The organism is Microbacterium sp. STN6 (assembly GCF_026410545.1).
Classification (GTDB): Bacteria; Actinomycetota; Actinomycetes; order Actinomycetales; family Microbacteriaceae; genus Root112D2.
Genome location: NZ_JAPMIT010000002.1, coordinates 781,722 through 808,088, shown reverse-complemented (window position 1 = coordinate 808,088; position 26,367 = coordinate 781,722). Strand labels below are relative to the sequence as shown.

The 26,367-nt window shown below is 68.0% G+C and carries 22 protein-coding genes, 4 tRNA genes and 1 pseudogene; 12 read left to right on the top strand and 15 right to left on the bottom strand.

Features of this window, described 5'->3' with window-relative positions; genetic code table 11:
• Positions 1 to 108: 108 nt before the first annotated feature.
• The 4 genes from OSC27_RS09245 to OSC27_RS09230 form a co-directional block, all read right to left on the bottom strand.
• The gene (locus OSC27_RS09245; protein ID WP_267181142.1) at positions 109 to 351 is read right to left on the bottom strand and encodes a hypothetical protein; all 243 of its coding nucleotides are present in this window, start codon (positions 349 to 351) and stop codon (positions 109 to 111) included.
• 151 nt (positions 352 to 502) lie between these two features.
• Positions 503 to 577, bottom strand: a tRNA-Val gene (locus OSC27_RS09240).
• A gap of 29 nt (positions 578 to 606) precedes the next feature.
• Positions 607 to 680: transfer RNA gene (locus OSC27_RS09235), tRNA-Cys, on the bottom strand.
• 56 nt (positions 681 to 736) lie between these two features.
• Positions 737 to 808: transfer RNA gene (locus OSC27_RS09230), tRNA-Gly, on the bottom strand.
• A 228-nt stretch (positions 809 to 1,036) separates the two neighbouring features.
• On the opposite strand from OSC27_RS09230, the gene OSC27_RS09225 reads away from it, so the two are divergent.
• A tRNA-Val gene (locus OSC27_RS09225) sits at positions 1,037 to 1,109 on the top strand.
• Between the two features lie 96 nt (positions 1,110 to 1,205).
• Here OSC27_RS09225 and OSC27_RS09220 read toward each other — a convergent pair.
• The gene (locus OSC27_RS09220) at positions 1,206 to 2,261 is read right to left on the bottom strand and encodes a tellurite resistance/C4-dicarboxylate transporter family protein (protein ID WP_267181141.1); all 1,056 of its coding nucleotides are present in this window, start codon (positions 2,259 to 2,261) and stop codon (positions 1,206 to 1,208) included.
• Positions 2,262 to 2,348: 87 nt separating this feature from the next.
• On the opposite strand from OSC27_RS09220, the gene OSC27_RS09215 reads away from it, so the two are divergent.
• Entirely contained in the window at positions 2,349 to 3,104 is a 756-nt protein-coding gene (locus OSC27_RS09215; protein ID WP_267181140.1) for a hypothetical protein, read from the top strand.
• 83 nt (positions 3,105 to 3,187) lie between these two features.
• On the opposite strand, the gene OSC27_RS09210 is transcribed toward OSC27_RS09215, so the two are convergent.
• A complete protein-coding gene (locus tag OSC27_RS09210) occupies positions 3,188 to 4,429 on the bottom strand; it encodes an ammonium transporter (RefSeq protein ID WP_267181139.1) in 1,242 nt (413 codons plus the stop codon).
• Positions 4,430 to 4,471: 42 nt separating this feature from the next.
• On the opposite strand from OSC27_RS09210, the pseudogene OSC27_RS14500 reads away from it, so the two are divergent.
• Positions 4,472 to 4,543 (top strand): annotated as a pseudogene (locus tag OSC27_RS14500) (hypothetical protein); the annotation flags it as partial.
• Here OSC27_RS14500 and zapE read toward each other — a convergent pair.
• The gene (zapE, locus tag OSC27_RS09205; RefSeq protein WP_267181138.1) at positions 4,543 to 5,601 is read right to left on the bottom strand and encodes a cell division protein ZapE; all 1,059 of its coding nucleotides are present in this window, start codon (positions 5,599 to 5,601) and stop codon (positions 4,543 to 4,545) included. The pseudogene OSC27_RS14500 and the gene zapE overlap by 1 nt on opposite strands.
• A 148-nt stretch (positions 5,602 to 5,749) precedes the next feature.
• Here zapE and OSC27_RS09200 point away from each other — a divergent pair, with 148 nt between their 5' ends.
• Together OSC27_RS09200 and OSC27_RS09195 are read left to right on the top strand one after the other, a co-directional pair.
• A complete protein-coding gene (locus tag OSC27_RS09200) occupies positions 5,750 to 6,649 on the top strand; it encodes a sulfurtransferase (protein WP_267181137.1) in 900 nt (299 codons plus the stop codon).
• Between the two features lie 33 nt (positions 6,650 to 6,682).
• Entirely contained in the window at positions 6,683 to 7,129 is a 447-nt protein-coding gene (locus OSC27_RS09195) for a SufE family protein (protein WP_267181136.1), read from the top strand.
• A 58-nt stretch (positions 7,130 to 7,187) separates the two neighbouring features.
• Here the strand turns inward: OSC27_RS09195 and OSC27_RS09190 are convergent, their stop codons facing one another.
• Positions 7,188 to 8,375: an alpha/beta hydrolase family protein gene (locus OSC27_RS09190; RefSeq protein ID WP_267181135.1), complete on the bottom strand. Its 1,188-nt coding sequence runs from the start codon at positions 8,373 to 8,375 to the stop codon at positions 7,188 to 7,190.
• 103 nt (positions 8,376 to 8,478) lie between these two features.
• Between OSC27_RS09190 and OSC27_RS09185 the strand changes: the two genes are divergently transcribed.
• The 4 genes from OSC27_RS09185 (at position 8,479) to OSC27_RS09170 (ending at position 13,676) form a co-directional block, all read left to right on the top strand.
• Positions 8,479 to 9,075 (top strand): DUF3000 domain-containing protein, encoded by a 597-nt coding sequence (locus OSC27_RS09185; protein WP_267181134.1) that lies wholly within the window; start codon positions 8,479 to 8,481, stop codon positions 9,073 to 9,075.
• Positions 9,068 to 10,264, top strand: a complete 1,197-nt coding sequence (locus OSC27_RS09180; protein ID WP_267181133.1) for an HRDC domain-containing protein — start codon at positions 9,068 to 9,070, stop codon at positions 10,262 to 10,264. The genes OSC27_RS09185 and OSC27_RS09180 overlap by 8 nt, the downstream gene beginning before the upstream one ends.
• Before the next feature lie 75 nt (positions 10,265 to 10,339).
• Positions 10,340 to 11,536 carry a thiolase family protein gene (locus OSC27_RS09175; RefSeq protein ID WP_267181132.1) on the top strand — a complete coding sequence of 399 codons (1,197 nt, stop codon included), beginning with the start codon at positions 10,340 to 10,342 and terminating at the stop codon, positions 11,534 to 11,536.
• 4 nt (positions 11,537 to 11,540) lie between these two features.
• Positions 11,541 to 13,676 carry a 3-hydroxyacyl-CoA dehydrogenase NAD-binding domain-containing protein gene (locus tag OSC27_RS09170; RefSeq protein WP_267181131.1) on the top strand — a complete coding sequence of 712 codons (2,136 nt, stop codon included), beginning with the start codon at positions 11,541 to 11,543 and terminating at the stop codon, positions 13,674 to 13,676.
• 93 nt (positions 13,677 to 13,769) lie between these two features.
• On the opposite strand, the gene dxs is transcribed toward OSC27_RS09170, so the two are convergent.
• From dxs to dut, 5 genes are read right to left on the bottom strand one after another with little or no spacing between them, the layout of a single operon-like run.
• A complete protein-coding gene (gene dxs, locus OSC27_RS09165; RefSeq protein ID WP_267181130.1) occupies positions 13,770 to 15,695 on the bottom strand; it encodes a 1-deoxy-D-xylulose-5-phosphate synthase in 1,926 nt (641 codons plus the stop codon).
• A 39-nt stretch (positions 15,696 to 15,734) separates the two neighbouring features.
• Entirely contained in the window at positions 15,735 to 18,548 is a 2,814-nt protein-coding gene (acnA, locus tag OSC27_RS09160; RefSeq protein WP_267181129.1) for an aconitate hydratase AcnA, read from the bottom strand.
• A gap of 41 nt (positions 18,549 to 18,589) precedes the next feature.
• Positions 18,590 to 19,408 (bottom strand): DUF3159 domain-containing protein, encoded by an 819-nt coding sequence (locus OSC27_RS09155; protein ID WP_267181128.1) that lies wholly within the window; start codon positions 19,406 to 19,408, stop codon positions 18,590 to 18,592.
• Positions 19,409 to 19,419: 11 nt separating this feature from the next.
• Positions 19,420 to 20,040, bottom strand: coding sequence for a DUF3710 domain-containing protein (locus tag OSC27_RS09150; protein WP_267181127.1), 621 nt, complete (start codon positions 20,038 to 20,040; stop codon positions 19,420 to 19,422).
• Entirely contained in the window at positions 20,037 to 20,495 is a 459-nt protein-coding gene (dut, locus tag OSC27_RS09145; protein ID WP_267181126.1) for a dUTP diphosphatase, read from the bottom strand. The genes OSC27_RS09150 and dut overlap by 4 nt, the downstream gene beginning before the upstream one ends.
• A gap of 39 nt (positions 20,496 to 20,534) precedes the next feature.
• On the opposite strand from dut, the gene OSC27_RS09140 reads away from it, so the two are divergent.
• A complete protein-coding gene (locus OSC27_RS09140; protein ID WP_267181125.1) occupies positions 20,535 to 20,993 on the top strand; it encodes a DUF3093 domain-containing protein in 459 nt (152 codons plus the stop codon).
• Here OSC27_RS09140 and OSC27_RS09135 read toward each other — a convergent pair.
• Positions 20,990 to 21,283, bottom strand: coding sequence for a DUF4193 domain-containing protein (locus OSC27_RS09135; RefSeq protein ID WP_267181124.1), 294 nt, complete (start codon positions 21,281 to 21,283; stop codon positions 20,990 to 20,992). The genes OSC27_RS09140 and OSC27_RS09135 overlap by 4 nt on opposite strands.
• Before the next feature lie 229 nt (positions 21,284 to 21,512).
• On the opposite strand from OSC27_RS09135, the gene sepH reads away from it, so the two are divergent.
• Positions 21,513 to 22,634 carry a septation protein SepH gene (gene sepH / locus OSC27_RS09130; RefSeq protein ID WP_267181123.1) on the top strand — a complete coding sequence of 374 codons (1,122 nt, stop codon included), beginning with the start codon at positions 21,513 to 21,515 and terminating at the stop codon, positions 22,632 to 22,634.
• 18 nt (positions 22,635 to 22,652) lie between these two features.
• On the opposite strand, the gene OSC27_RS09125 is transcribed toward sepH, so the two are convergent.
• Complete coding sequence (locus tag OSC27_RS09125) at positions 22,653 to 23,798, bottom strand: alkaline phosphatase family protein (RefSeq protein ID WP_267181122.1); 1,146 nt, start codon at positions 23,796 to 23,798, stop codon at positions 22,653 to 22,655.
• Between the two features lie 81 nt (positions 23,799 to 23,879).
• On the opposite strand from OSC27_RS09125, the gene OSC27_RS09120 reads away from it, so the two are divergent.
• Positions 23,880 to 26,360: a DNA gyrase/topoisomerase IV subunit A gene (locus tag OSC27_RS09120; protein ID WP_267181121.1), complete on the top strand. Its 2,481-nt coding sequence runs from the start codon at positions 23,880 to 23,882 to the stop codon at positions 26,358 to 26,360.
• Positions 26,361 to 26,367: the final 7 nt, after the last annotated feature.

Sequence of the window (26,367 nt, the reverse complement as noted above, 5' to 3'; positions counted from 1 at the left end):
CGGATACTCCGACCGGTGCTCCCGCACCAACCGGACAGCGCGCTCACGCAACGCAGAATCGATCTTCTTAGGCATGACATACATCCTTCAACTCAAAAGGATGCGGCATCAAACCCGGGACGCTTCAGCGTCCCGTGGCGAGCACGCGCGCGTGTCGATGAACACGCCCGGGTTCTCGGCCGCCTCGTGCAGGGCGTCATCGAGGGCGGCGAGCTGGTTCGCGGTCTGGCGTGCGGCCGCGGCGGCCGAGTACTCGGCCCGGGCCAGGCACAGATCGATACGAGATGCCGGATCGCAGTCCATCGGCGGGACCGCCTCGGCCTCGCTATCGAACTCCTCGATCTCGTCCATGAACCAATCCAACACCCCACCACCGACATTCCAGCCGGCAGCAGCAACCGCAGGGCACGGAAGCGTCACAAGACCCGCGAACGAGCGCGTGCGATTGGGAAAGAGCAACGCGATCGCCTGTTGGCGCTCACGCTGGTTCGGTACAAGTTTGTGGTGGGCGATACTGGGATCGAACCAGTGACCTCTTCCGTGTCAGGGAAGCGCGCTACCGCTGCGCCAATCGCCCATTTCCCGAACAGTACATGTTGCCGGGAATGGAGGTGGATACGGGATTCGAACCCGTGTATACGGCTTTGCAGGCCGCTGCCTCGCCTCTCGGCCAATCCACCGTGTTGGGTTCACCACCAAATGAAGAGAACCGCACCCGAGAGTGCGATTCCATTCGAGCGGATGACGAGATTCGAACTCGCGACCCTCACCTTGGCAAGGTGATGCGCTACCACTGCGCCACATCCGCGTTGCGCGCATTTCTGCGTGCTTTGAGACTCTAGCCGATTGCCCACGCCATATTCAAACCGACACGGGCGTCATTTCGGCAGCCTCCCAGTTTTCGCGAAGCCGCCTCTGGAACGCTCGGCCGAGGCGACCGAAGGGGCGCGCGTGAGCCCGGCATCGATGTGCGCGACGACACGAACCTCGGCTAGTATCTACACGCGCCTCGGCTCACCGAGCGGATGGCGCAGACGGGCGATTGGCGCAGTTGGTAGCGCGCTTCCTTCACACGGAAGAGGTCATCGGTTCGAGTCCGGTATCGCCCACCCTCATCATCATCATCATCATCATCATCATCATCTCCCGGGGGTACGGGCGACCATGCCGCGCCTCGTGCACCGGCCATCGGCTCGGCTGGCGCGTCATCCGACTGCCGTTGGTGCACGGAGCAGCGACCGAACGGCGCGCGCCGCCATCGCGCCGAACACCAGCAGCCAGGCGATGCCGGCGACTCCGGCGCCGACGGTGCCGAGTCCTACCATGAGCGGCAGGTGCTCCACGCGACCGAAGTGGATGCTCGCGACCGCGAACATGCCGAGCGGGAACACGATGCTCCACAGCGACGTGTCATAGCGCAGACGCACTCGCCGCACGGCGTGCCGCCAGACGCCGAACACGACGAGCAGCGGAATCCACCAGAGCCCGAACGCCCACAGCACGTAGGTGAGCCCCGAGACCACAGACCGCGTGGCGGCGACGATGGGCAGGTCGCTGGGCAGCGTGAGGATCACCGAACCAGCCAGCACGGTGATGGCTGTTGCACCCATGTAGATCCAGTACGACGGGTTCAGCGCCCCCGGTGACGCCGACGCCGCGAGCAGCCGCAGGATCACGAGCGTGGCCAGCATGAGGTACAGCATCACGCCGATGCCCCACAGGGCGACCGCGAACGCGGCGAGGAACTCCGCGTCGTCATGCACGGCCACCGTGCCGACCGCGGTCGCGACCGATTGCGTCGCCACTACCCACAGGAACCAGCTGCCGTCCGCCGATGCCACGGCCGAGCGTGTGCGCCGCTGCAGGATCAGCGTCGCCGGAACGCCGTAGCCGAGCAACAGCCAGAGAGGCACGCCGAGAAGTGTCAGGGCGATGGCGGCACCCGCGGCATCCGCCCCATGCAAACGCACCGCGACCACGTTCACGGCCGCCACGATGGTGAGGAACCCGAACGCCCGCGACGGGCTTCGCACGTCGGCTCGCAGGCGCGCCGGGGCGATCGCCGCCCGCCATGCCAACGCGATCGCCAGTGCCGCTCCCCCGACGACGGCCACCACGAGCAGCGCGATCGAGAGCACGCCGGCCCCCACCGTGTTGAGCGCCGTGGAGACGATTCCGGTGGCCATCACGAACGCGAACGAGCCCGCGGGCAGGCGCGTGACGGCCTCTCGCAGTGACGCTACGGCGGATGCTCCACTCACCTCTCGAGTATGCCAGCCGTCCCCGCACCCCTTGCGGTCGGCGCCAGAACGCCTTGACTGGAGGCAGGAACGAGAGGGGAAGATCCCATGACTACACCGGAGCAGCGTGACCCTGCGGAGCGACGGGCGGCCGACGCACGGGCGGCCGACGCACGGGCGGCCGACGCACGGGCAGCCGACGCGCGAGTGGCGGACTCGCGCGATGACGACACCGTAGACACCGTAGACACCGGAGACCACCGCCATGCCGCGGCGCCCGTGCCATCGGGGGCCGCGATTCGCGAAGACGTCGTCGCCCGCGAGGAGGCCCGCTTCGGCGGTGTCAAGGTCGGCTCGGCCTTCTTCGGCTGGCTCGCCGCCATGGGCATCGCCGTGCTGCTCGCCGCCCTCGTGGCCGCAACCGGCGTCGCGGTCGCCCTCGGTACCAACAACGGCAACAGCGACAAGGCGGGCCAAGCCGCGAGCGACAATGCCGCCTCGGTCGGCATCGGCGGCTGCATCGCCCTCATCGTCATCGCGCTGATCGCGTACTACTGCGGCGGCTACGTGGCCGGCCGCATGGCCCGCTTCAACGGCATCCGCCAGGGCTTCACGGTCTGGCTGTGGGCCGTCGCCGTGGCGATCATCGTGGCGATCATCGGCGCCATCGGCGGCGCGCAGTACAACATTCTCGGATCGGTCAACGCGTTCCCGCGTATCCCGATCGACGAGGGCACGCTCACCACGCTCGGCGTCATCACGGCCGTTCTGGTCGCCATCGCGAGCCTGGTCGGCGCTATCGTCGGCGGGCTCGCCGGCATGCGCTACCACCGCCGAGTGGACCGCGCCGGGTTCGGCGGCTGAAGCACCGAACACGGGCACGGGCACGGATGCGTGAGGGCGCCCCGCCGCGGCGGCGCGCCCTCACGGAACGTGGCAGGTCGGGATCACACCCGGTCGAGCACGTACCCCTCCTCGCCGTGAACGGCCGTGTCGACACCCGCCAGCTCGTCTTCATTGCGGATGCGGAAGCCCATCGTCTTCTGTATGACGACCCCGATCACCCACGCGATACCGAACGAGTAGATCATGACGCCGAAGGCCGCGAGGGCCTGTACCCACAGCTGCACGAGCGAGCCCGTGTAGATGAGGCCGATGCCGGTGCCGAAGATTCCGATGTAGATGGTGCCGATGAGGCCGCCGACCAGGTGGATGCCGACGACATCGAGCGAGTCGTCGAAGCCGAACCGGAACTTCAGGTCGATGGCGAGGGCGCAGACGGCACCCGCGATCACCCCGAGCACGATGGCCCATAGCGGCGTCAGGATGTTGCAGGCGGGCGTGATGGCGACGAGACCCGCCACGGCCCCTGAGGCCGCGCCGATGGAGGTCGGCTTGTCGTCGCGGATCTTCTCCACGATGAGCCAGCCCAGCGTCGCCGCGGCCGGTGCCGCGAGCGTATTGATCCAGGCGAGCGCCGCGATGCCGTCGACGGCACCCTCGGAGCCCGCGTTGAAGCCGAACCAGCCGAACCACAGCAGCGCCGCACCGAGAAGCGTGAGCGGCACGTTATGCGGCTTGTCGAAGCCCTTGCGGAACCCCACACGCTTGCCGAGCACGAGGGCGAGGGCGAGCCCCGCGGCCCCGGCGTTGATGTGCACGGCGGTACCGCCCGCGAAGTCGTTGACGCCGAGAGAGACTGCCCATCCGTCTGCCAGATTGAAGACCCAGTACGCGACCGGGAAGTAGACCACCGTCACCCAGATGCCGGCGAAGACCAGCCACGCTCCGAACTTGGCCCGGTCGGCGATGGCACCCGAGATCAGGGCGACCGCGATGATCGCGAACGTCGCCTGGAACCCGGCGAAGGCCAGCCCGTTCAGGTCGGGGCCGTTCGGCCCGCCGACCAGGTTCTGCAGCCCGATCGCCGAGAACGGATCGCCGAGCCAGTGCGGGATCAGCGGCTTGCCGAACACGAGACCGTAGCCGTAGACGACCCAGATGACGCCGACGAGCGCCATGGCGCCGAAGCTCATCATCATCATGCTGACGACGCTCTTCGCGCGCACCATGCCGCCATAGAAGAAGGCGACGCCCGGCGTCATCAGCAGCACGAACGCGGCCGAGACGAGGAGCCAAAGCGAGTCGAGACCGACCGAAGCCGTTTCGGATGCTGTGTGTAACACCATGGATCTCCCTTGCGTCTGCAGTACCGATCAATTGCTCAGCGGATGCGCCCCGCCGGTTCCGTCAGTCTGCCCGCGGCGCGTTTCGCTCCTCCTACGCCGGTGTTTCCTGCTCGTTACGAATCGTGCGGGGGAATCTCTCCGTTCGTCAAGGCGATCATGCGTGAGACGGCCCGCAGGTACTTCTTGCGATAGCCGCCCTGCAGCATCTCTGCGTCGAAGATGTCGCTGAGCGGCGTGCCGGACGCGATGAGCGGGATCTCGGCGTCGTAGACGCGGTCGATGAAGGCGACGAGCCGCAGCGCGTCGGTCTGGTCGTGCAGAACGGTGACGTCAGACAGGGCGATCACGTCGAGGCCGGTGATGAGCCCGGCGTACGCGGCGGGGTGCACGGAGGCGAGGTGTGCGATGAGGGAGGCGAACGCATCCGTGCTCACTCTCTCGCCACGCTCGGCCAGCGCGGCGACGGTGCGGTTCAGCTCGTCATCGCCGACAGCGTGCGCACCCGACTCAGTGTCGCGCCTGCGGTAGTCGAGGCCGTCGATGCGGATGGTCGTGAAGTTCGAGGAGAGCGCCTGGATCTCACGCAGGAAGTCGGCGGCCGCGAACCGGCCCTCGCCGAGCGCGTTCGGCGGCGTGTTCGAGGTCGCCGCGACACGGGTCCCCGACGCGACGAGCTCGCCGAGCATCCTGGTCATCATCATGGTGTCGCCGGGGTCGTCGAGTTCGAACTCGTCGATGCAGATGAGGGTAGAGCCGGTCAGCAGCGTGACGGCGCCCGCATACCCGAGCGCGCCGACGATGGCGGTGTACTCGATGAACGTGCCGTAGAACTTGGGGCCCGGCGCCGCATGCCACAGCGCGGCGAGCAGGTGGGTCTTGCCGACCCCGAAACCGCCATCGAGGTACACGCCCGGCAGCCGGTCGTCATCGCCCCGGCGCCGGGCCCAGCTGAAGAGCCCCGACGGCCTGGCAGGCTGCCACGACGCCGCGAATTCCTTCAGCTCCGCCACGGCGGCGGCCTGCGATGGGTAGTCACGATCGGGGCGGTAGCTCTCGAAGCTCGCGTGGGCGAACTGCGGCGGCGGCACGAGCTCCTTCGCCATCGCGGTGCCGGAGATGCGGGGAGAAATCTCGGTCAGGTGCGTCGGGCGGGCGATGGCGGCCTCGGTCATGGATGCGGCGGTACCTTTGTGTCGTAGTCTTACGGATCCATGCACGCGCGTCGGCGCGGTGCGTATGGTCGATAGTGGATCCGGGCAGTCAAAGCCTAATCCGAGACCAGCCACACACATCCGCCCCACGGGGCGCAGGAGGTAGAAGATGTCCGTTGATCGTGACCCGTCGCCGGAGTTCGCACAGTACGCGCACCCGGAACGTCTGGTGAGCGGCGACTGGCTCGAAGCGAACCTCGGCGCGCCGTCTCTGGTTGTCGTCGAGTCCGACGAAGACGTACTGCTGTATGAGACGGGGCACATTCCCGGGGCGGTCAAGATCGACTGGCACACCGACCTCAACGACCCCGTCGAGCGCGACTACGTGCAGGGTGAGGCGTTTGCGCGTCTGCTGGGATCAAAGGGCATCGCCCGCGACGCCACGGTGGTCATCTACGGAGACAAGAACAACTGGTGGGCCGCATACGCGCTGTGGGTCTTCACCCTGTTCGGCCATGAAGACGTGCGCCTGCTCGACGGCGGACGCGACAAGTGGATCGCCGACGGCCGCGCCATCACGACGGAGGCCTCCACCCCCACGCCCGTCGAATACCCCGTCGTCGAGCGCGACGACAGCGTCATCAGGGCCTTCAAGGAGGACGTGCTCGCCCACTTCGGCAAGCCGCTCATCGACGTGCGCAGCCCCGAGGAATACAGCGGCGAGCGCACCGAGATTCCCGGCTACCCGACCGAGAACGCGCTGCGCCCCGGCCACATCCCCTCCGCCGCCTCGGTTCCGTGGGCGCGGGCCGCGGCCCCCGACGCCACATTCAAGCGGCGCGAGGAGCTCGAGGGCATCTACCTCGGCGACGCTGGTCTGAAGGAGGGCGACGACGTCATCGCATACTGCCGAATCGGTGAGCGCTCGAGCCACACGTGGTTCGTGCTGACCCATCTGCTCGGCTTCGAGAACGTGCGCAATTACGACGGGTCGTGGACAGAGTGGGGCAGCGCCGTTCGTGTGCCGATCGCGCTGGGAAGCGAGCCCGGCGAGGCGCCGAGGCGCTGAGGGCTCGCGGCATCCGGTGGAATACTGGAGACGATGACTGAGAGAGACCTGCCGCCCACTCTCGCGCAGATTCGCGACGACTTTCTCGAGCTGGAACTGCAGACACGGCTGCAGTTGCTGCTCGAGTTCGCGAACGAGCTGCCCGAGCTGCCGGAGACGTACCGCGAACACCCTGACCTGCTCGAGAAGGTCGAGGAGTGCCAGTCCCCCGTGTACCTCTTCGTCGAGGTGGGCGACGACCGCGTGGTACACCTGTACGCCACCGCACCCCGTGAGTCGCCGACGACGCGCGGCTTCGCGTCCATCCTCGTGCAGGGGCTGAGCGGTCTCACGGTCGAAGAGGTTCTCGCCGTTCCCGACGACTACCCGCAGATGCTCGGCCTCGCGCAGGCGGTCTCGCCGCTGCGCGTGCGGGGCATGAGCGGCATGCTCGGCCGCACGAAGCGCCAGGTCACGGTGAAGGCCGCCGCACTCTCCTGACGCCGGCGATGCTGCGCTGTGCTGGCAGAGGTGCCGTGCCGTCAGAGGTGCCGTGCCGTCAGAGCTGCTGTGACAGCCAATCACGGATGCCGGAGCTCCATCTCTGCGCGTCGTAGTTCCACAGCCGAGTGTGCCTGGCGGTCGTGAACGTCATGAGCGTGACGATGTCGGGCCGCAGTGCTGCCAGCAGGTGCGAGGCCGTTGCCGGAACGTAGCCGTCGTCGTCGCTGTGCATGATGAGCACGGGCAGCGACAACTCGTCGGCGCGCGCGACGAAGTTGAGAACAGGCAGGTCGACGACGGCGCTCTGGCCGGTGAGCGGCCGCGCCCACGACGAGCCGATCAGCCGCATCGCTCCCCGCGTCACCGGGGCGGGAAGGCGCATCAGCTGCGCCTGGAATATGAGCGTGTCGACCCAGTCGACGACCGGCGAGTCGAGCACGACGGCACGCACGGCGTCGCGGTTCGCCGCACGCATGACGGTCTGCAGAACGATGGCGCCGCCCATCGAGAAGCCCATGAGCACGACGCCGGTGGCGCCCTGCGCGACGGCGTATTCGATCGCGGCCTCGACGTCGTGCCACTCACTCTCGCCGAGGCCGTAGCGGCCGTCCGCACTCGCGGGCGCCTCACCATCGTTGCGACACGACACGAGCAGCACGCTGCAGCCCGACTCGAGCAGCGGCTGCACGGCGCGCAGCCCTTCCTCACGCGTGGCCCCGCGGCCGTGCACGACGATCGCCCACACGTCGGCGCCGGCAGGCTGCCGGATCAACCACGCGGGCGCCTCACCGAGTTCGCCCTCGATGCGTACATCGTCATACGGATGGCCCAGCTCCGAGGGCGAGCGGTAGTAATAGCCCCACCAGTGGGCGCGGTCCCCGGCGTGGATGCGCCCGCGCTCGACGCGCTCGAGCGTGCGCGTCACCGATGACCCCGTGCTGCGCCGTACGCCACCGATGCGGGCGTATGCCGCCTCGCCCGCAGTCAGAAGCCCATAGCGGCCGGGCACGACGGTGTCGGCCGTGCGGGAAAGGGTGATCTCACCGGCATCCGTGTCGATATCGAGAACGTCGATGTCGTAGTCACGCCGCCTGGCGGGAATGGTGACCATGCGGGCGACCCGCACCATGACGGCGCCGATCGCCAGCGTCGCCGCGCCCACGATGGCGAGCGTGGAGACCAGAGCGACGAGCACACCCGGCCTCGCCGTGCCCGCCCGACCGCTTCTCGCCAGCTGCCTCACCCGCGTGTCTCCCCTCGTGCCGCATCGCCCGATGCGCACCCGCAGCGCCCCGTGGCGGCGTGGCTCAGCCGATCCGTCGCCGTAGAACTCTAGTCTTCGATACGTGCCGAATTCACCGTCAGCGCCAAACGTACCCGCGGAGTTCGCCGCCGCGCTCGAGTCGATCAGGCGAACCGAGTCGCGAGACGACCTGGCGATCACCGAGATTCCGGCGCCGGGCCAGCTCGCACCATACTCCGCGGCGCTCTCTGCCGACGTGCGCCCCTCGCACCACGGCACCGACTCCGACCTCGGCACCGGCCGCTTCGTGCTGCTCTACGACCCCGAAGGGCAGGAGGCGTGGGGCGGTCGTTTTCGCGTGGTGTGCTTCGCGCAGGCACCACTGGAGACGGAGATCGGGCTCGACCCGTTCCTTGCCGATGTCGCCTGGTCATGGCTCGTCGATGCGCTCGAGGAGCGCGGTGCCAAGTACAGCTCGGCGTCCGGCACCGCCACGAAGATCATCTCGACCGGCTTCGGTGAGTTGGCCGCCCAGGGTGACGGGGCGCAGATTGAGCTGCGCGCATCCTGGACCCCCCTTGAGGCGGATGTCTCGGCCCACGTGGCAGGCTGGGGTGAACTGCTGTGTATGCTCGCAGGCCTGCCACCCACGACCGAGGGGGTGAGTCTGATGAAGACCCGAAGGAGCGCGCGTGACTGATCGCGACGTCGTCGACACACCCGAGGCGTACGCCCTCGCGATCGAGGCTCTGGCCTCGGGTCACGGGCCGCTCGCCGTCGACGCGGAGCGCGCCTCCGGATTCCGCTACTCCCAACGCGCTTACCTCATTCAGATCTTCCGCCGAGGCTCCGGCACGTTCCTGCTCGACCCTCCCGCACTGGGCCGCCTCGACGACCTGAACGCCGTCATCGGCGGCGACGAGTGGGTTCTGCACGCCGCAAGCCAGGATCTCCCCTGCCTGCGTGAGGTCGGGCTCGACCCGCACACCATCTTCGACACCGAGCTCTCGGCTCGGCTGCTCGGCATGCCGCGCGTGGGCCTCGGCACTGTTGTGGAGGAGCTGCTCGGCATCCATCTCGCCAAGGAGCATTCGGCAGCCGACTGGTCGACACGGCCGTTGCCGCAGTCCTGGCTGACCTACGCCGCTCTCGACGTGGAACTGCTCGTTGACCTGCGCGACATCGAGGCAGAGATGCTGGATGCCGCGGGCAAGGCCGAGATCGCGGCGCAGGAGTTCCAGGCCGAGCTCGACAAGAAGCCGAAACCGGCCAGGGCGGAGCCGTGGCGCCGGCTCTCAGGCGTGCACTCGATCCGCGGGTTGCGCTCGCTCGCCGTCGCCCGCTCGCTCTGGGAGGCGCGTGACCAGCTTGCCCGCGAACTCGACGTCTCGCCGGGGCGCCTTGTGCCGGATGCCTCGCTCACCGCGGCAGCCATCGCCATGCCGGCCTCCAAGCGTGACCTTGCCGCACTGAAGGCATTCAGCGGCCGCGCCAGCCGCACGGAACTGGACCGGTGGTGGGCGGCCATCGAAGAAGGCGTATCGACTGACGACCTGCCGGTGCTGCGCCCGCACGCCGACACGATGCCGCCCCCACGGGCGTGGGCCGAGCGCAATCCCGAGGCGCACGAGCGCCTGAAGCATGCACGCGCCGCGCTTGCCGCCATCTCCGAGGAGCGGTCGATTCCGGTGGAGAACCTGTTGCTGCCGGAGGCCGTGCGCCGCCTGTGCTGGTCTCCCCCGGCCGAGCTGACGCCCGCTGCTCTCGCGGACGCGATGCGCGAGCACGACGCTCGTCCGTGGCAGATCGAGGCGTGTGCGCAACGCTTGAGCCAGGCGTTTGTCGAAGCCAGCCAAAGCGCTGCGGAGCCCGCCGAAGACGCTTCGTAGGTTCAGGCAAACGATTCCGTCTGGCCTCTCGCCCTCCTTAGGATCGAAGAAGATCCGAAACACGTAGGAGGCAGAGTGGCCGAGAGAGCTGACGTCGTCTTCGTCGACGGGGTGCGTACCCCGTTCGGCCGAGCAGGCGAAAAGGGCATGTACTGGAACACCCGGGCCGATGATCTCGCCGTCAAGGCGATCATCGGGCTCATGGAGCGCAACCCGGCCGTGCCGAAGGAGCGAATCGACGATGTCGCGATCGCGGCGACCACCCAGCAGGGCGACCAGGGCCTGACACTCGGCCGCACTGCCGCGCTTCTCGCCGGCCTCCCCAAGTCAGTGCCGGGGTTCGCCATCGACCGCATGTGCGCCGGGGCGATGACCAGCGTGACCACGATCGGCAGCGGGATCGGCTTCGGAGCGTACGACCTCGGCATCGCGGGTGGTGTGGAACACATGGGCCGTCATCCGATGGGCTTCGGCGCCGACCCGAACCCGCGATTCCTCGCCGAGAAGCTTGTGAGCGGCGACGCGCTGAACATGGGCATCACCGCCGAGCGCATCCACGACCGCTTCCCGCACCTCACCAAGGAACGTTCTGACCGATTCGGAATGCGCAGCCAGCAGAAGGTCGCCGCGGCATACGAGGCCGGCAAGTTCCAGCCGGATCTCGTTCCCGTCGCGATTCGCAGCGAGTCGGGCTGGGGCCTGGCCACGCGTGACGAGGGCATGCGGCCCGAGACCACGATGGAGGGCCTGGCGAGTCTGCGCACGCCGTTCCGCCCCCACGGCCGGGTGTCGGCTGGCAACGCCTCTCCCCTGACCGACGGCGCCACCGTGAGCCTGCTCGCCAGCGGCGATGCGGCGAAGGAGCTGGGCCTCACGCCCAAGATGCGCATGGTCGGCTTCGCATTCGCCGGCGTCGAACCCGAGATCATGGGCCTCGGCCCGGTGCCATCGACCGAGAAGGCGCTGCGCCGCGCCGGGCTCACGATCGACGACATCGGCCTGTTCGAGCTGAACGAGGCGTTCGCCGTGCAGGTGCTGTCGTTCCTCGACCACTTCGGCATCGATGATGAGGACCCCAGGGTCAACCAGTGGGGCGGTGCCATTGCGATCGGGCACCCGCTGGCGGCATCCGGTGTTCGTCTCATGATCCAGCTGGCGGCGCAGTTCGTCGAGCACCCCGAGGTGCGCTACGGGCTCACGGCCATGTGCGTCGGCCTCGGCCAGGGCGGCAGCGTGATCTGGGAGAACCCGAACTGGAACGGAAAGGCGTAGGCACGTGACGGACTACAGCACCATCGATTTCACTCCGCTCATCGAGGTCTCGAGCGACGAGGTCGTGACGCACTCCTTCGTGAAGGATGTCGCGCTGCCGAGCGGGCGCACGCTCGCGCTGATCACCCTCGACAACGGGCGGGACCACACCAGGCCGAACACGCTCGGCCCCATGACGCTGCTCGAACTGCGCGACACGCTCGGCGAGCTGCGACGGCGCGCCTCGGCTGGCGAGATCGACGGGGTCGCGCTCACGGGCAAGCCGTTCATTCTCGCGGCCGGCGCCGATCTGTCGCGGGTCAGCGACATCCCCAACCGGCAGGTGGCGGCGCTGCTGCCGCAACTCGGCCACCATGTTCTTGGCGGACTCTCCGAGCTGGGCGTTCCGTCGTTCGTGTTCATTAACGGCCTCGCGCTCGGCGGCGGCCTAGAGATCGGTCTCAACGCCGACTATCGCACGGTCGACCTGACGGCGATGGGCATCGGCCTGCCCGAGGTCTTCCTCGGCCTGATTCCCGGCTGGGGCGGCGCCTACCTGCTGCCGAACCTCATCGGTATCGAGAACGCACTGAAGGTCGTCATCGAGAACCCGCTCAAGATGAACCGAACGCTGCGCGGGCCTGACGTGCTCGAACTCGGCATCGCGGATGCCGGCTTCGCCGGAGCGCGGTTCCTCGAGGAGTCGATCCTCTGGGCCGACGCGGTGCTCGGCGGATCGATCCAGGTCAAGCGACCCAACCAGCCGGGCAAGCTCGAGCGCGCCGTGAAGTGGGATGCCGCCATCGCGATCGCCCGCAAGGCCGTCGCGTCGCGTATCGGCGAAATCGCCCTCTCGCCGTTCACGGCGCTCGACCTGCTCAAGGCGGCGAAGAGCGGCACGAAGGCCGAGGGGTTCGAGCGCGAGGATGCGGCCCTGGCGGACCTCATCTCCGGCGACCAGTTCCAGGCGAGCGTGTACGCGTTCAACCTCGTTCAGAAGCGGGCGAAGCGGCCGGCCGGCGCGCCGGACAAGTCGCTCGCCAAGCGCGTGAGCAAGGTCGGCGTGATCGGGGCGGGCCTCATGGCCAGCCAATTCGCGCTGCTGTTCGTTCGGCGCCTGCAGGTGCCGGTTGTCATCACCGACCTCGACCAAGCGCGCGTGGACAAGGGTGTCGCCTACATCCACGACGAGATCGGCACGCTTCAAGCCAAGGGGCGCATCTCGGGCGACGAGGCCAACCGGCTGCGTGCGCTCGTGACCGGCACGACCGACAAGAACCTCTTCGCGGACTGCGACTGGGTCATTGAGGCGGTCTTCGAGGAACTGGGCGTGAAGCAGCAGGTGTTCGCCGAGATCGAGAAGTACGTCTCGCCGGAGGCGATCCTCGCCACGAACACCTCGTCACTCTCTGTCGAGCAGATCGGCGCGCGGCTCGAGCACCCGGAACGTCTCGTGGGCTTCCACTTCTTCAACCCAGTCGCGGTGATGCCGCTCATCGAGGTCGTCAAGGCGCCGGCGACCGACGAGGCTACCCTGTCGACTGCCATGGTTACGGCGAAGAACCTGAAGAAGAACGCCGTGATCACCAGGGACACACCCGGCTTCGTGGTGAACCGGGTTCTCGCCAAGCTGCTGGGCGAGGCGATGCGCGCGGTCGACCTCGGTACGCCGTTCGAGTCGGTCGACAAGGCCCTCGCGCCGCTTGGACTGCCCATGTCGCCATCCGTCCTTCTCGACCTCGTCGGGCTGAAGGTCGGTGCGCACGTGCTCGACACCCACCACGCCGCGTTCCCGGATCGGTTCTACCGCTCAGAGAACCTGCATAAGCTCGCGGATCACGGCACGCTGCTCGAGAAGGACTCGAAGGGCAAGGTCAAGGGCATCGATAAGGGCGCCCTGAAGGCGATCACCGTCGGCAAGGACCCCGTGTCAGAGGACGAGCTGCTGCGGCGCGTGCAGGACGGCCTCGCGGATGAGATCCATCGGATGCTCGAGGACGATGTCGTGCACGCAGCGGAGGACATCGACCTGTGCATGATCCTCGGCGCGGGCTGGCCATTCCAGATGGGCGGAGTCACGCCCTACCTTGACCGCGTGGGCGCGAGTGAGCGGGTCTTCGGCTCGACGTTTCACACACCGCCGATCGCGGGCGTGCAGTAGGCACCGGTGGTCGAGTAGCGCGAAGCGCGTGTCGAGACCCGGCGAGGGGTCTCGACACGCTCGCGTGCACGAGCTACTCGACCGCAGAGAGGTCTACTTGCCGATGCGCGCCTCGTCGGGCAGCGGTCGGGCCTTCGGCACCCTGCTTCCGAGAACCTGGGCGACGAGATCCCGGGTGATCTGCTGGGAGGTGAGCCCGGCGTCGGCGAGGATCTCCTCGCGGGAGGCGTGCTCGAGGAACTCGTCGGGCAGGCCGAGCTCGTCGACAGCGGTGTCGACGCCGGCGGCGCGCAGATCCTGTCGCACACGGGTGCCGATGCCGCCGACCCGAATGCCGTCTTCGATGGTCGCGACGATTCGGTGCTCCCTGGCGAGGTCGATGATGCTCCGGGGAACCGGTACAACCCAACGCGGGTCGGCGACGGTGGCGCCGATGCCCTGGGCCTCAAGCCCGGCGGCGACCTCGAGGGCCAGCGGCGCCATCGCGCCGACGGGCACGATGAGCACGTCGCGTGAGGCCGCCTCGTGCAGAATGTCGACGCCGTCGTCGAGTCGGCGCAGCGCGGTGATGTCCTCACCGACCGCACCCTTCGGGAAGCGCAGCACCGTGGGAGCGTCATCGACCCGTACGGCCTCCGCGAGCTCCTCACGCAGACGCGCGTCGTCGCGCGGGGCCGCAATGCGAATGTGCGGAACGACCTGCAGGATCGCGAGATCCCAGATGCCGTGATGGCTCGCGCCATCCGGCCCCGTGACGCCGGCGCGGTCGAGCACGAATGTCACTCCGGCGCGGTGCAGGCCGACATCCATCATCATCTGGTCGAACGCCCGGTTCATGAATGTCGCGTACATGGCGACGACGGGGTGCAGGCCGCCGAAGGCGAGGCCTGCTGCGCTCGTGACGGCGTGCTGCTCGGCGATGCCGACGTCGTGCACCCTCGCGGGGAACCTCTCGGCGAAGCGATGCAGGCCGGTGGGTCGCAGCATGGCAGCGGTGATGCCCACGATGCGCTCATCCTCGCCCGCGAGCCTCAGGATCTCGTCCGAGAAGACGCTCGTCCAGGAGTGCCCGCCAGGTTTCGTCAGCGGTTCGCCCGTATCCGGGTCGATCCGGTCGACGGAGTGGAACTGGTCAGCTGTGTCGCGCAGGGCCGGCTCGTACCCGCGGCCCTTCTGGGTGATGGCGTGCACGATGACGGGTGCACCGTAGCCCTTCGCCTGACGCAGGGCCTCTTCCATGGCCTCCAGATCGTGTCCGTGCACCGGGCCGATGTACTTGATGTCAAGGTTCGAGTAGAGGGCCTCGTTGTTGCTGAACCTGCTGAGGAACCCGTGCAGGCCGCCGCGCACCCCGCGATAGAAGGCGCGGCCGGGCGAGCCGAGCCGGTCGAAGACGCGACGGCTGCCATGGTAGAGCTTGCGGTACCCCCGCTTCGTCCGCACGGTGTTGAGGAACCGGGCGATGCCGCCGATCGTCGGGGCGTAGGAGCGGCCGTTGTCATTGACGACGATGATGAGCTTGCGCGAGTTGTCGTCGGTGATGTTGTTGAGTGCCTCCCAGGTCATGCCGCCGGTGAGGGCACCGTCGCCGACCACCGCGATGACGTGGCGATCGGTCTGCCCCGTCATGGTGAACGCGCGGGAGATACCGTCGGCCCACGAGAGCGAGCTTGAGGCGTGGGAGCTCTCGACGATGTCGTGCACAGACTCGGATCGCTGCGGGTAGCCGGCGAGCCCGCCGCGACGCCGCAGGCCGCTGAAGTCCTGCCTGCCGGTGAGCAGCTTGTGCACGTAGGACTGGTGACCGGTGTCGAACACGATCGCGTCTCGCGGCGAGTCGAACACCCGGTGGATGGCGATGGTCGTCTCGACCACGCCGAGGTTCGGGCCGAGGTGCCCGCCGGTCTTCGCCACGTTGGCGACGAGATACTCCCGTATCTCGCCCGCCAACGTGGCGAGTTCCCGCTTCGAGAGCCGATCGAGGTCACGGGGACCGTGGATCGTCTCGAGAATCGTCATGCGCTCGAGTCTAGGCGCGCCGCTCGGGCGTGCCATCCGTCATGCAGCGAGCGAGCGCAGCACGTACTGCAGAATGCCGCCGTTGCGGTAGTAATCGGCTTCTCCGGGGGTGTCGATGCGCACGACGGCGTCGAACTCGATCCTCTTCGCGCCCTCGGGTGAGTTCGCACTCGGCTCGGCGACCACATGAACGGTCTTCGGCGTCGTGCCCGCATTGAGTTCCTCGAGGCCAGTGATGCTGATGACCTCGGTTCCGTCGAGCCCGAGCGACTGCCAGCTCTGCCCCTGCGGGAACTGCAGCGGAACGACGCCCATGCCGATCAGGTTCGAGCGGTGAATGCGCTCGAAGCTCTCGGCGATCACGGCGTGCACACCGAGCAGCGTGGTGCCCTTCGCCGCCCAGTCGCGCGACGAGCCGGAGCCGTACTCCTTGCCGCCGAGGATCACGAGAGGAGTGCCCTCGGCCTGGTAGTTCATCGACGCGTCGTAGATGAACGACTGCGGGCCGTCCGGCTGCGTGAAGTCACGCGTGTAGCCGCCCTCGACGTCGTCGAGGAGCAGGTTACGCAGGCGGATGTTCGCAAACGTGCCGCGGATCATGACCTCGTGATTTCCACGACGTGACCCGTATGAGTTGAAGTCCTTACGGGCGATGCCGTGCTCGGCCAGGTAGTGCCCGGCCGGGCTGTCTGCCTTGATCGCGCCCGCCGGGCTGATGTGGTCGGTCGTGACGGAGTCGCCGAGGGTGGCGAGCACGCGCGCGCCCGAGATGTCGCTCACGGGCTCGGGGTTGATCGTCATGCCCTCGAAGTACGGAGGCTTGCGCACATACGTCGAGGAGGGGTTCCACTCGAACGTCGAGCCGGTCGGCGTGGGCAGCGAGCGCCACCGCTCGTCGCCGTCGAACACGCTCGCGTACTCGTGCTCGAACATCTCCTTGTTAATCGACGAGTCGATGGTGGCCTGCACCTCACCGGCGTCGGGCCAGATGTCCTTCAGGAACACGTCGTTGCCGTCGGAATCCTTGCCGAGCGGGTCGACCTCGAAATCGAAGTTCATCGACCCGGCAAGCGCGTACGCGATGACGAGCGGCGGGCTGGCGAGGTAGTTCATCTTGACGTCGGGGTTGATGCGGCCCTCGAAGTTGCGGTTGCCCGAGAGCACCGCGGTGACCGCGAGGTCGTTCTGCTGCACCGCCTGCGAGATCTCGTCGATCAGGGGCCCCGAGTTGCCGATGCACGTCGTGCAGCCGTAGCCGACGAGGTAGAAGCCGAGATCCTCGAGGTAGTCGGTGAGGCCCGCCTTGTCGTAGTAGTCAGTGACGACCTTGGAGCCGGGCGCGAGCGTGGTCTTCACCCACGGCTTGACCTTCAGGCCCTTCTTGCTCGCGTTGCGGGCGAGCAGGCCCGCAGCGAGCATGACCGACGGGTTCGACGTGTTGGTGCACGACGTGATCGCCGCGATCGCGACGGCACCGTGGTCGATGGTGAAGTGATCCCCCGCGGCGAGCGTCACGTCGGTCGGCGTCGAGACCGATGCAGGCGCGTGGCTGCGGTGGTGGTGCTCGTGGTGGCTGTGCGCGTCTTCCGGGCTGAGTTCAGGCGAATCGGATGCCGGGAAGGACTCGGAGATCGTCAGGTCGACCAGGTCGTGGTCGACCTGCGCGTAGTTGACGAGGTCGCGCTCGAACTGCGACTTGGCCTCGGTGAGCTCGATGCGGTCCTGCGGGCGCTTCGGCCCGGCGATGGATGGCACAACGGTGGAGAGGTCGAGTTCCATGTACTCGCTGTAGTTCGGCTCTGCGGCAGGGTCGTGCCAGAGCGTCTGCTCCTTCGAGTACGCCTCGACGAGCGCGATCTGCTCTTCGGTGCGACCCGTGAGGCGCAGGTACTCGAGTGTGACGTCGTCGATCGGGAAGATGGCGGCGGTGGAACCGAACTCCGGGCTCATGTTGCCGATGGTGGCACGGTTCGCGAGCGGCACCTGGGCGACACCGTTCCCATAGAACTCGACGAACTTGCCCACAACGCCGTGCTCGCGCAGCATCTGAGTGATCGTGAGCACCACGTCGGTTGCCGTGACCCCGGAGGGAATGGAACCGGAGAGCTTGAAGCCGACGACGCGCGGGATGAGCATGGAGACAGGCTGGCCGAGCATGGCCGCCTCGGCCTCGATTCCGCCGACGCCCCAGCCGAGAACCCCCAGCCCGTTGACCATGGTGGTGTGCGAGTCTGTGCCGACGAGCGTGTCGGGGTACGCCTGCACGACGCCGTCGAGCTCGCGCGTGAACGTCACACGTGCGAGGTGCTCGATGTTGACCTGGTGCACGATTCCGGTGCCGGGCGGTACGACCTTGAAGTCCTCGAATGCGCTCTGACCCCAGCGCAGGAACTGGTATCGCTCGCCGTTGCGCTCGTACTCGATATCGACGTTGCGCTCGAAGGAATCGGCCTGGCCGAAGAGATCGGCGATGACCGAGTGGTCGATCACCAGTTCGGCCGGGGCGAGCGGGTTGATCTTGTTCGGGTCGCCACCGAGCTCGGCGACGGCCTCGCGCATGGTTGCGAGGTCGACGATGCACGGCACGCCCGTGAAGTCCTGCATGACGACGCGCGCCGGCGTGAACTGGATCTCGGTCGACGGCTCGGCGTCGCTCTCCCAATTGCCAATGGCCGAGATGTGCTCGGCCGTGATGTTGGCGCCGTCTTCGGTACGCAGAAGGTTCTCGAGCAGAATCTTGAGGCTGAACGGCAGCTTCTCGTGGCCCGGTACCGCGTCGATGCGGTAGATCTCGTAGTCGCGCGAGGCGACTTTCAGCGTGTCCTTCGCGTGGAAACTGTCTCGTGCAGCCACAATGCCCTCTCCCAAACTATCTTGACGTCGAGATAATTCTATCAGTCGCTGCCCGGCGCCTCGGTCCGTTTGCCGAAGACCGCGCGAACCGCCAGCCATGTCAGCAGCAGAAGCGGCGCGTACAACGGAATGCCCATGAGCAGCTTGGCGATCGCAAGCGCCTCGATGTTGCCGGCAAGGTACAGCGGGAACTCGACGGCCAGCCGCGCGACGAACATCAGCACCCAGACGAACGTGATCAGCTGCATGACGCGCATGGGGCCCTTGTGCTCGCGCCAGGCCGTGCCCTGATCCATCAGGAATCCAGCGACGAGGCCGATCAGGGGCCATCGCACGAGCATCGAGATGAGAAGCGCGAGCGCGAAGACCGCGTTGGTGATCAGCCCGGGCACGAAGTTGTCTTCGCCGCGCCCGGTGATCAGGGCGAGAATGGCGGATGCGCCGACGCCGATGAGGCCGGCGACGGCCTGCGTCACCGGAGTGCGGCCGATGAGCCTGACGATCGTGAACACGGCGGCGACGGCGACGGACGCGGCGAGGGAGATCGGCACGTTCTTCGTGAACGTGTACAGAACGAGAAAGACGAGGCCGGGCAGGATGGTCTCGGCCAGGCCACGCACTCCGCCGAGCGCCTGAAGCATGGCACGCCCGGTCGGGGTCTCGTCTTCGGCGAGGGTGCCGATGCCGCTTCGCCGGGCGGCGGACGCGAGCGACTGGCCGAGCGCCGCCGACAGGGACGGCTGCTCGGCTGTCGGCTGGTCGGCTGCCGGCTGGTCAGCTACGGGCTGCCCGAGCGCCGGTGTGCCGCTGTCGTCGGCCTCGTGCGTCCGGCCGTCACCGTTCCGGTATGTCTCCGTCATTCGGCGCTCAGTCAGATCTGCTCTGGGGCCGCGGGGCCGCTGCCGGAGGGCATCCGAAGCGGAATCAGGTCGCGCGGAGGCATGGGCGTGTTGCCGCGAACGACGACAATGCTGCGGAAGAGATCCTCGACGGCCGAGGCCGCGTCGGGCGAGACGGCTCCCTCACCGGCGATGACGCCGCGCAGGAACCAGCGCGGACCGTCGACACCGATGAATCGCGCGAGCCGCGCATCCGTCGCCCCTCCTGGAGCCTGTGCGACAGGGATCTCTGCCAGGAGTTCCGGGCCGAACACGCCGTCTCTCTCGGTTGCGCGGCCGCCCTGCCGCTCCACCTGGTCGGCGATTTGTGCGCGGATCTCGTGCCACAGGCCGCTGGAGCGCGGCGCCGCGAACGGCTGCACCTGCAGGCTCGAGTTCGCGTAGTCGAGGCCAACGGCAACCACGCGCTGGCTCTCCTCCTCAACCTCGAGACGCAGATGCAGTCCCTCGCGAGGCAGGATCTTCACCCCGCCGAGATCGACGTACGGCCGCACGGGATTTGCCTCGTTCTCGTCGAGCGGCCCTTCCTCGGCCCGGTCGGCGGGGGCGGACTTTTCCCAATTGGCAGCGTCGTCGCTTCCGACATCACTCACGCGTGTTCTCCTGTCTGAGAGACGGTGTAGCCGCTCGAGCCGAAGCCCGACGTGCCTCTCTGGCTGTTCTCAAGTCGTTCGACCGGCACGAATGTCGCCCGCGCCACCGGCATGACGATCAGTTGGGCGATGCGGTCGCCCACCGCAATGTCATACGACTGATTGCGATCGGTGTTCAGCACCGTCACGCGGATCTCGCCACGGTAGCCCGCGTCGACGGTTCCGGGCGAGTTGACGATCGTGAGCCCGTGCCGGGCAGCGAGGCCGCTGCGCGGGACCACGAAACCGGCGTAGCCCTCCGGCAGCGCGATGGAGACCCCCGTGGGGATCGTCGCGCGCTCGCCCGGACCCAGTTGCACGGCCTCGGCCGCACAGAGGTCGGCCCCGGCGTCGCCCGGATGCGCGTATGCGGGCGACATCGGCGCAACGATCGGCACCTTGACGGAATCGGTCACGTGTCGAGGGTAGTGCAGAATTCTGATCGAATAGGGAGTATGGACCTGTATCGAGAGCGGCTGTGGGCCGCCCCGTGGCTGTACATCGCAACCGCATTAGTCATTCCGGCGTGCCTGCTCGTCTTTCTGCCGATCAACCAGATCGTGGGCATCATCACGGCGCTCGTGCTGTACGGCGGCATCGTTGCCATGCTCATCGCCTCGTCTCCCGTCATCGAGGTCACGGAGCGGGAACTCCGTGCGGGGCGGGCACACATCGGCCTCGAATTCGTCGGCGAGGCGACGGGGTTCGACGGCGAGCACGCCGTCCTCGAACGAGGCAGACTGCTCGACGCGCGTGCCTGGCTGCTGATCCGGGGTTGGGTCAAGCCCGTCGTGAAGGTCGAGGTGCTCGACGCGGAAGATCCCGCGCCGTACTGGCTCATCTCATCAAGAAGCCCGGACAAGTTGGTCCGGGCTCTCGATGAGGGGCGTCGTCGGGTGCAGCAGCGCCTTTAGGCTGCGCACTCGTGGCAGATCGGCCCGAGCTTGGACTCGTGGTCGATCTGCGAGCGGTGCTTCACCAGGAAGCAACTCACGCACGTGAACTCGTCCGCCTGAGGCGGAAGAACGACGACGTCGAGATCGAGGTCGGAGAGGTCGCTGCCCGGCAGCTCGTAGCCACCGGGATTGTCCGCGTCGTCGACGTCGACTACACCGGACATCTTGTCCGGAACCCGCTCCTTCAGCGCCTCGATCGACTCAGAGTCGTCGTCGGTCTTACGCGGTGCGTCGTAATCGGTTGCCATGCCCATCCACTTCTCGTCCGGCTGCCGATTCTTCGCGATCGGCGGCCATAGTTTGCATCAATCCGCGACGAATAGCAAACCATTCATTCGCGGCGGCTTCGGCGGCCTCAATCGCTCACCATCGCCTGCGCACGTCAACTTGTGACGCGCCCACAGTATTCCCCGCGAAACCGGGCGTCTCATGAGACTCTTGCCTCGTACGGGAAGCAGCGGCGGAGGCGTGTCGAGCATGCAGGAATTGACGGTCATCGGGGTCGAGAACGGCGCCATACTCGCGGCGAGCGACGACGGTGAGCGCTATCGCATCGCCATCGACGAGGTTTTGCAATCGCGGCTGCGCCAGAGCAGGTCCGAGAGCGGCACGGGCGCGCCCAAGCTGTCGCCGCGCGAAGTGCAGGCGTACATCCGCTCCGGCATGTCGGCGGCCGATGTCGCAAGCCTCACCGGTGCCGACCTCGAGTACATTGCCCGATACGAGGGCCCCATTCTGGCCGAGCGGGAGCACATCGTCGCGTCGGCGCTCAGCGTGCCAGTGCGCGCGAGCGCGGATGTCGACCCCCTCGGCGAACAGGCGACGTTCGGCGAGGTGATCCGCGAACGGCTCGCCTCGCTCGCCGCCAGCGGGGAACGCTGGGCCAGCTGGAAGGAGCAGGAGGGCGGCTGGATCGTGAAGCTGGCCTTCACGGTCGACGAGATCGACCACGACGCGAGATGGTCGTACGACCCGCGTGGGCATGCGCTGACTCCCGCGAACTCCGAGGCCACCACGCTCTCCCAGCAGGGCGAGTTGCAGGGTGGGCTGATCCCGCGCCTGCGCGTCGTCACGCCCCGCCCGAGCGAGCCGGACGACTCGCGCTTCGACAGCGGCGCCTTCACGTTCGTCGAGGGCGGAGACGACACTCACCGCAGCGGGCCGATTCTCGAGAAGATCGCGTCGAGCCGGCCTGGCCAGGTCGCCAGTAACTCCATCGCCGTCACGGCGATCAAGCGCTCGACGGACGACGGACAGGGCGAGAACCACCAGACGGCAGACCTGCTCGAGGCTCTGCGGAAGAGACGCGGGGAGCGAGAGGCGGCGTCGTATTCCGACGCGGATGCTGCTGACGACACCGTGGATCGCAGCCAGACGCCTCGACTCGTCGACGTGCCGCTCGACACGTTCGACACGCACGACGAGGTCGCGGGTGGCGCCGCGTCGGGCGCCGGATCGGCACCGGGCGCGGGTCCATCGCCCGCTCAGGCGCAGCCGGCCCAGCACCCCGCATCGTCGGGGCGTCGAAAGGGCCGCGCATCGATGCCGAGCTGGGACGAGATCGTATTCGGGGCGCGCACGGACGACGACCCGGCGTAAGGGCGTGGGCCCGGGCACTCAGCGGGCGGCGGCGCCGAGGCGGATCAGGGGCACGCGAGTCTCTTCTGGCGTGAGAGAGCCGTGCTGGCCGACCATGCGGCGGCTGGTCGCATCCGCTCGGGAGTCGTAATAGGCCACGCGGCGGCGCGCGGCGACCAGCACGTCGCCGATGCGCGGCCGTACCTCGGCGTCGACGCTCTCGCCGAACCAGCCGGCGGCGATGGCCTCGTCCCGCGTGGCGATCCAGGCGTTGTCGCCCTCGTGCTCGCGCCAGGCGGCGGTCAGCCCGGCTGCATCGCTCGCCGTGGCCGACGGCTCGAGGTAGAGCTGAAGGCAGCGGGGCTCTCCGCCGACGTGGCGCACTCCGTCGATCAGCTCGGGCACGGCATCGAACAGCACATGCGCGTGCGCGGGCACATCGAGAACGCCGTGGTCGGCCGTGACGATGACGGCCTCACCCGGCCGAAGCCCGGCCTCGAGGGCGGCCAGCTCGGCGTCGAGCGTCTCGAGTGCAGTGAGCCACGCATCCGATTCGCATCCACTGGCGTGCCCGGCGACGTCGAGCTCCTGCACGTAGAGGTAGGTGAGCGAGCGGCCGCCGAGCGCGAGAACGCGCCGGGCCTGCGTGAACCGGGCCCCCATGCGGTCGGCGCCGACGTATTCGGCACCGCGCAGCACCGCGCGGGTGAAGCCGGAATCGCGGTAGCGCGTCTGACCGATCGCGAACGTCGGCACCCCGCGACCGCGCGCCGTCTCGAAGACCGTCTCGCGACGCTGCCAGACCTCCGGCACCATGTCGGCATCCCACCCCGACAGCTGGTTGACGATGCGGTCCCGAGCGATGTCCCGCACCCGGTAGCCGACAAGCCCGTGCGCGCCCGGCCTGGCACCCGTCGTGAGGCTCGCGATGCCCGCCGCCGTCGTCGTGGGGAACCCGCTCGTCATCGTCGAGGCGCGGCCAAGGCGAGGGCTGAGGAAGCGGGCGTGGCCGGCGCGGGCACGCAGCGCGGATGCGCCGAGCCCGTCGACGAGCACCACGATGGCGCGGTCGATCCCGCTCAGTGCCAGTGCGTTCGGCTCATGCTCGATGGCCGCGAGGCAACTTGGCAGAACATCGGCAAGGCTCACGGGGCCGCCATACGCCGCCGGTAGCATGGGATCCATCGGGCACAGTCTGCCACAGGCCGCGCGCCCGACCCCTTCAGCCGAACCCGTCCGCACCCCAGTGCCGCACAGAATGCCCATATGCCGAAAGACGAAAGCACCTCACTGCCGCCCACCGAACGCATCGAAGACGTCGATGTCACGGCCGAGATGCAGGGCTCGTTCCTCGAATACGCGTACTCGGTCATCTATTCGCGGGCGCTGCCGGACGCGCGCGACGGCCTGAAGCCGGTTCAGCGGCGCATCCTCTACCAGATGAGCGAGATGGGCCTGCGCCCCGACCGTGGCCACGTGAAGTCGGCGCGTGTCACAGGTGAGGTGATGGGCAAGCTGCACCCGCACGGCGACAGCGCCATCTACGATGCGCTCGTTCGCATGGCGCAGGACTTCACGCTGCGTGTGCCCCTCATCGACGGCCACGGCAACTTCGGTTCGCTCGACGACGGCCCCGCCGCTGCCCGCTACACCGAGGCGCGGCTCGCCGCACCGTCGCTCGCCATGACGGAAGACCTGGGCGAAGACGTCGTCGATTTCGTCCCGAACTACGACAACCAGCTCACCCAGCCGGAGGTTCTGCCCTCCGCGTTTCCGAACCTGCTCGTGAACGGTGCCAGCGGCATCGCGGTGGGCATGGCCACGAACATGGCGCCGCACAACCTGATCGAGGTCGTCGGCGCTGCCAGGCACCTCATCGTGCACCCCGACGCGAGCCTCGACGAACTCATGGAGTACGTGCCGGGCCCCGATCTGCCCTCCGGCGGAACGATCGTGGGTCTCTCTGGTGTGCGCGACGCCTACGAGAGCGGGCGCGGCAGCTTCAAGACGCGCGCGAAGGTGGCGATCGAGCCGATCACGGCGCGAAAAAGCGGGCTGATCGTCACCGAGCTGCCATACATGGTCGGCCCGGAGAAGGTGATCGAGAAGATCAAGGACGGCGTCACGTCGAAGAAGCTCAGCGGGATCGCCGACGTCACCGATCTGAGCGACATGACGCGGGGCCTCAGGCTCGTGATCGGCATCAAGACGGGGTTCAGCCCGCAGGCCGTGCTCGAACAGCTGTATCGCTACACCCCCCTCGAAGACGGCTTCAGCATCAACAACGTCGCCCTTGTCGAGGGCGGGCCGCAGACACTGGGGCTGAAGCAGCTGCTGCAGGTCTACGTCGACCACCGCATTCAGGTCGTGACGCGTCGCTCGCGCTACCGGCTCGAGCGGAAGAAGGAGCGCCTGCACCTCGTCGAGGGGCTGCTCGTCGCCATCCTCGACATCGACGAGGTCATTCAGGTGATCCGCTCGAGCGACGACACGGATCAGGCGAGAACACGCCTGATCGAGGTGTTCGACCTCTCCCGGGTGCAGGCCGAGTACATCCTCGAGCTTCGACTGAGGCGCCTGACCCGTTTCGAACGCATCGAGCTCGAGGCGGAGCGTGACGCGCTTCGCACGCAGATCGAGGAGCTGACCGCCCTGCTGGCGAGCGAGGCCCGCATTCGCGAAGCCGTCTCCGACGAGCTGCTCGCGGTCGCCGAGAAGTACGGCACGCCGCGACGTACACTCCTGACCGAGGCGAAGCCCTCGATCGCACAGCTCGGCAGCGCGAAGGGCCAACCGGCGCTCGAGGTCGCGGACGCGCCGTGCCGCGTGTTCCTGAGCGCCACGGGTCGCATCGCACGCGTCGACCTGCTGCGCGACGAGTCCGGCGCGCTGCAGTCGATCGCGACCCCGGGCAGGCGCAGCAAGCACGACGCGGTGCGCAGCGCGCTGACCACGACGAGCCGCACCGAGATCGGCGCCATCACGTCTCGCGGCCGGCTGTTGCGCTTCTCCCCTGTCGATCTGCCGGTCATGCCGGCAAACTCAGTGCAGCTGGGTGCCGGCGTGCGGGTCGCCGATTACGTCGGGCTCGCCGATCGCGCTGAGAAGGTGCTCGCGGTCGTCTCGCTCACGGCGGAAGCCCCGATCGTGCTCGGCACCGCCGCCGGCGTGGTCAAGCGCGTCACCCCCGGCGACTGGGCCAACAGGCCCGAGTTCGAGATCATCTCGCTCAAGCCGGGCGACGAGGTTGTCGGCGCCGCCGAGGGGCGCGACGACGACGAGCTCGTGTTCGTGTCGTCGGATGCGCAGCTTCTGCGCTTCGCGGCTTCCTCGGTGCGCCCTCAGGGCCGCGCCGCTGGCGGCATGGCCGGCATGAAGCTCTCCGCCGGTGCCCGCGCGGTGTTCTTCGGCCGAGTGCCCGCGTCGTCGGCTGACTCGACGTGCGTCGTCAGCATCGCAGCAGGGAGTCAGACCCTCGAGGGCACCGATCCGGGCAGCGCGAAGGTGAGCGACTTCAGCGAATTCCCCGCCAAGGGGCGGGCGACGGGCGGCGTTCGTGCGCAGCGCTTCCTGAAGGGAGAAGACCACCTTCAGCTCGCCTGGGTCGGGCCGATTCCTCCGCTCGCGGTGGCGCCGGACGGCGCCGGCCGGGCGCTGCCGGAGGGCGGCGCGCGGCGCGACGCATCCGGTCAGCCTCTCGACGCGGTCGTCGGCGCGGTGGGAGTGGCCGTCCCCGCGCTGGACTGACCGCGAG

Excerpts from the sequence above, each read along its gene's own strand:
- OSC27_RS09125 (WP_267181122.1), bottom strand. The coding sequence starts at position 23,798 with ATGGATCCCATGCTACCGGCGGCGTATGGCGGCCCCGTGAGCCTTGCC.
- dxs (WP_267181130.1), bottom strand. The coding sequence starts at position 15,695 with ATGACGATTCTCGAGACGATCCACGGTCCCCGTGACCTCGATCGGCTC.
- sepH (WP_267181123.1), top strand. The coding sequence starts at position 21,513 with ATGCAGGAATTGACGGTCATCGGGGTCGAGAACGGCGCCATACTCGCG.
- OSC27_RS09195 (WP_267181136.1), top strand. The coding sequence starts at position 6,683 with ATGACTGAGAGAGACCTGCCGCCCACTCTCGCGCAGATTCGCGACGAC.
- zapE (WP_267181138.1), bottom strand. The coding sequence starts at position 5,601 with ATGACCGAGGCCGCCATCGCCCGCCCGACGCACCTGACCGAGATTTCT.
- OSC27_RS09155 (WP_267181128.1), bottom strand. The coding sequence starts at position 19,408 with ATGACGGAGACATACCGGAACGGTGACGGCCGGACGCACGAGGCCGAC.
- OSC27_RS09215 (WP_267181140.1), top strand. The coding sequence starts at position 2,349 with ATGACTACACCGGAGCAGCGTGACCCTGCGGAGCGACGGGCGGCCGAC.
- OSC27_RS09245 (WP_267181142.1), bottom strand. The coding sequence starts at position 351 with ATGGACGAGATCGAGGAGTTCGATAGCGAGGCCGAGGCGGTCCCGCCG.
- OSC27_RS09200 (WP_267181137.1), top strand. The coding sequence starts at position 5,750 with ATGTCCGTTGATCGTGACCCGTCGCCGGAGTTCGCACAGTACGCGCAC.
- OSC27_RS09135 (WP_267181124.1), bottom strand. The coding sequence starts at position 21,283 with ATGGCAACCGATTACGACGCACCGCGTAAGACCGACGACGACTCTGAG.
- OSC27_RS09120 (WP_267181121.1), top strand. The coding sequence starts at position 23,880 with ATGCCGAAAGACGAAAGCACCTCACTGCCGCCCACCGAACGCATCGAA.
- OSC27_RS09210 (WP_267181139.1), bottom strand. The coding sequence starts at position 4,429 with ATGGTGTTACACACAGCATCCGAAACGGCTTCGGTCGGTCTCGACTCG.
- OSC27_RS09140 (WP_267181125.1), top strand. The coding sequence starts at position 20,535 with ATGGACCTGTATCGAGAGCGGCTGTGGGCCGCCCCGTGGCTGTACATC.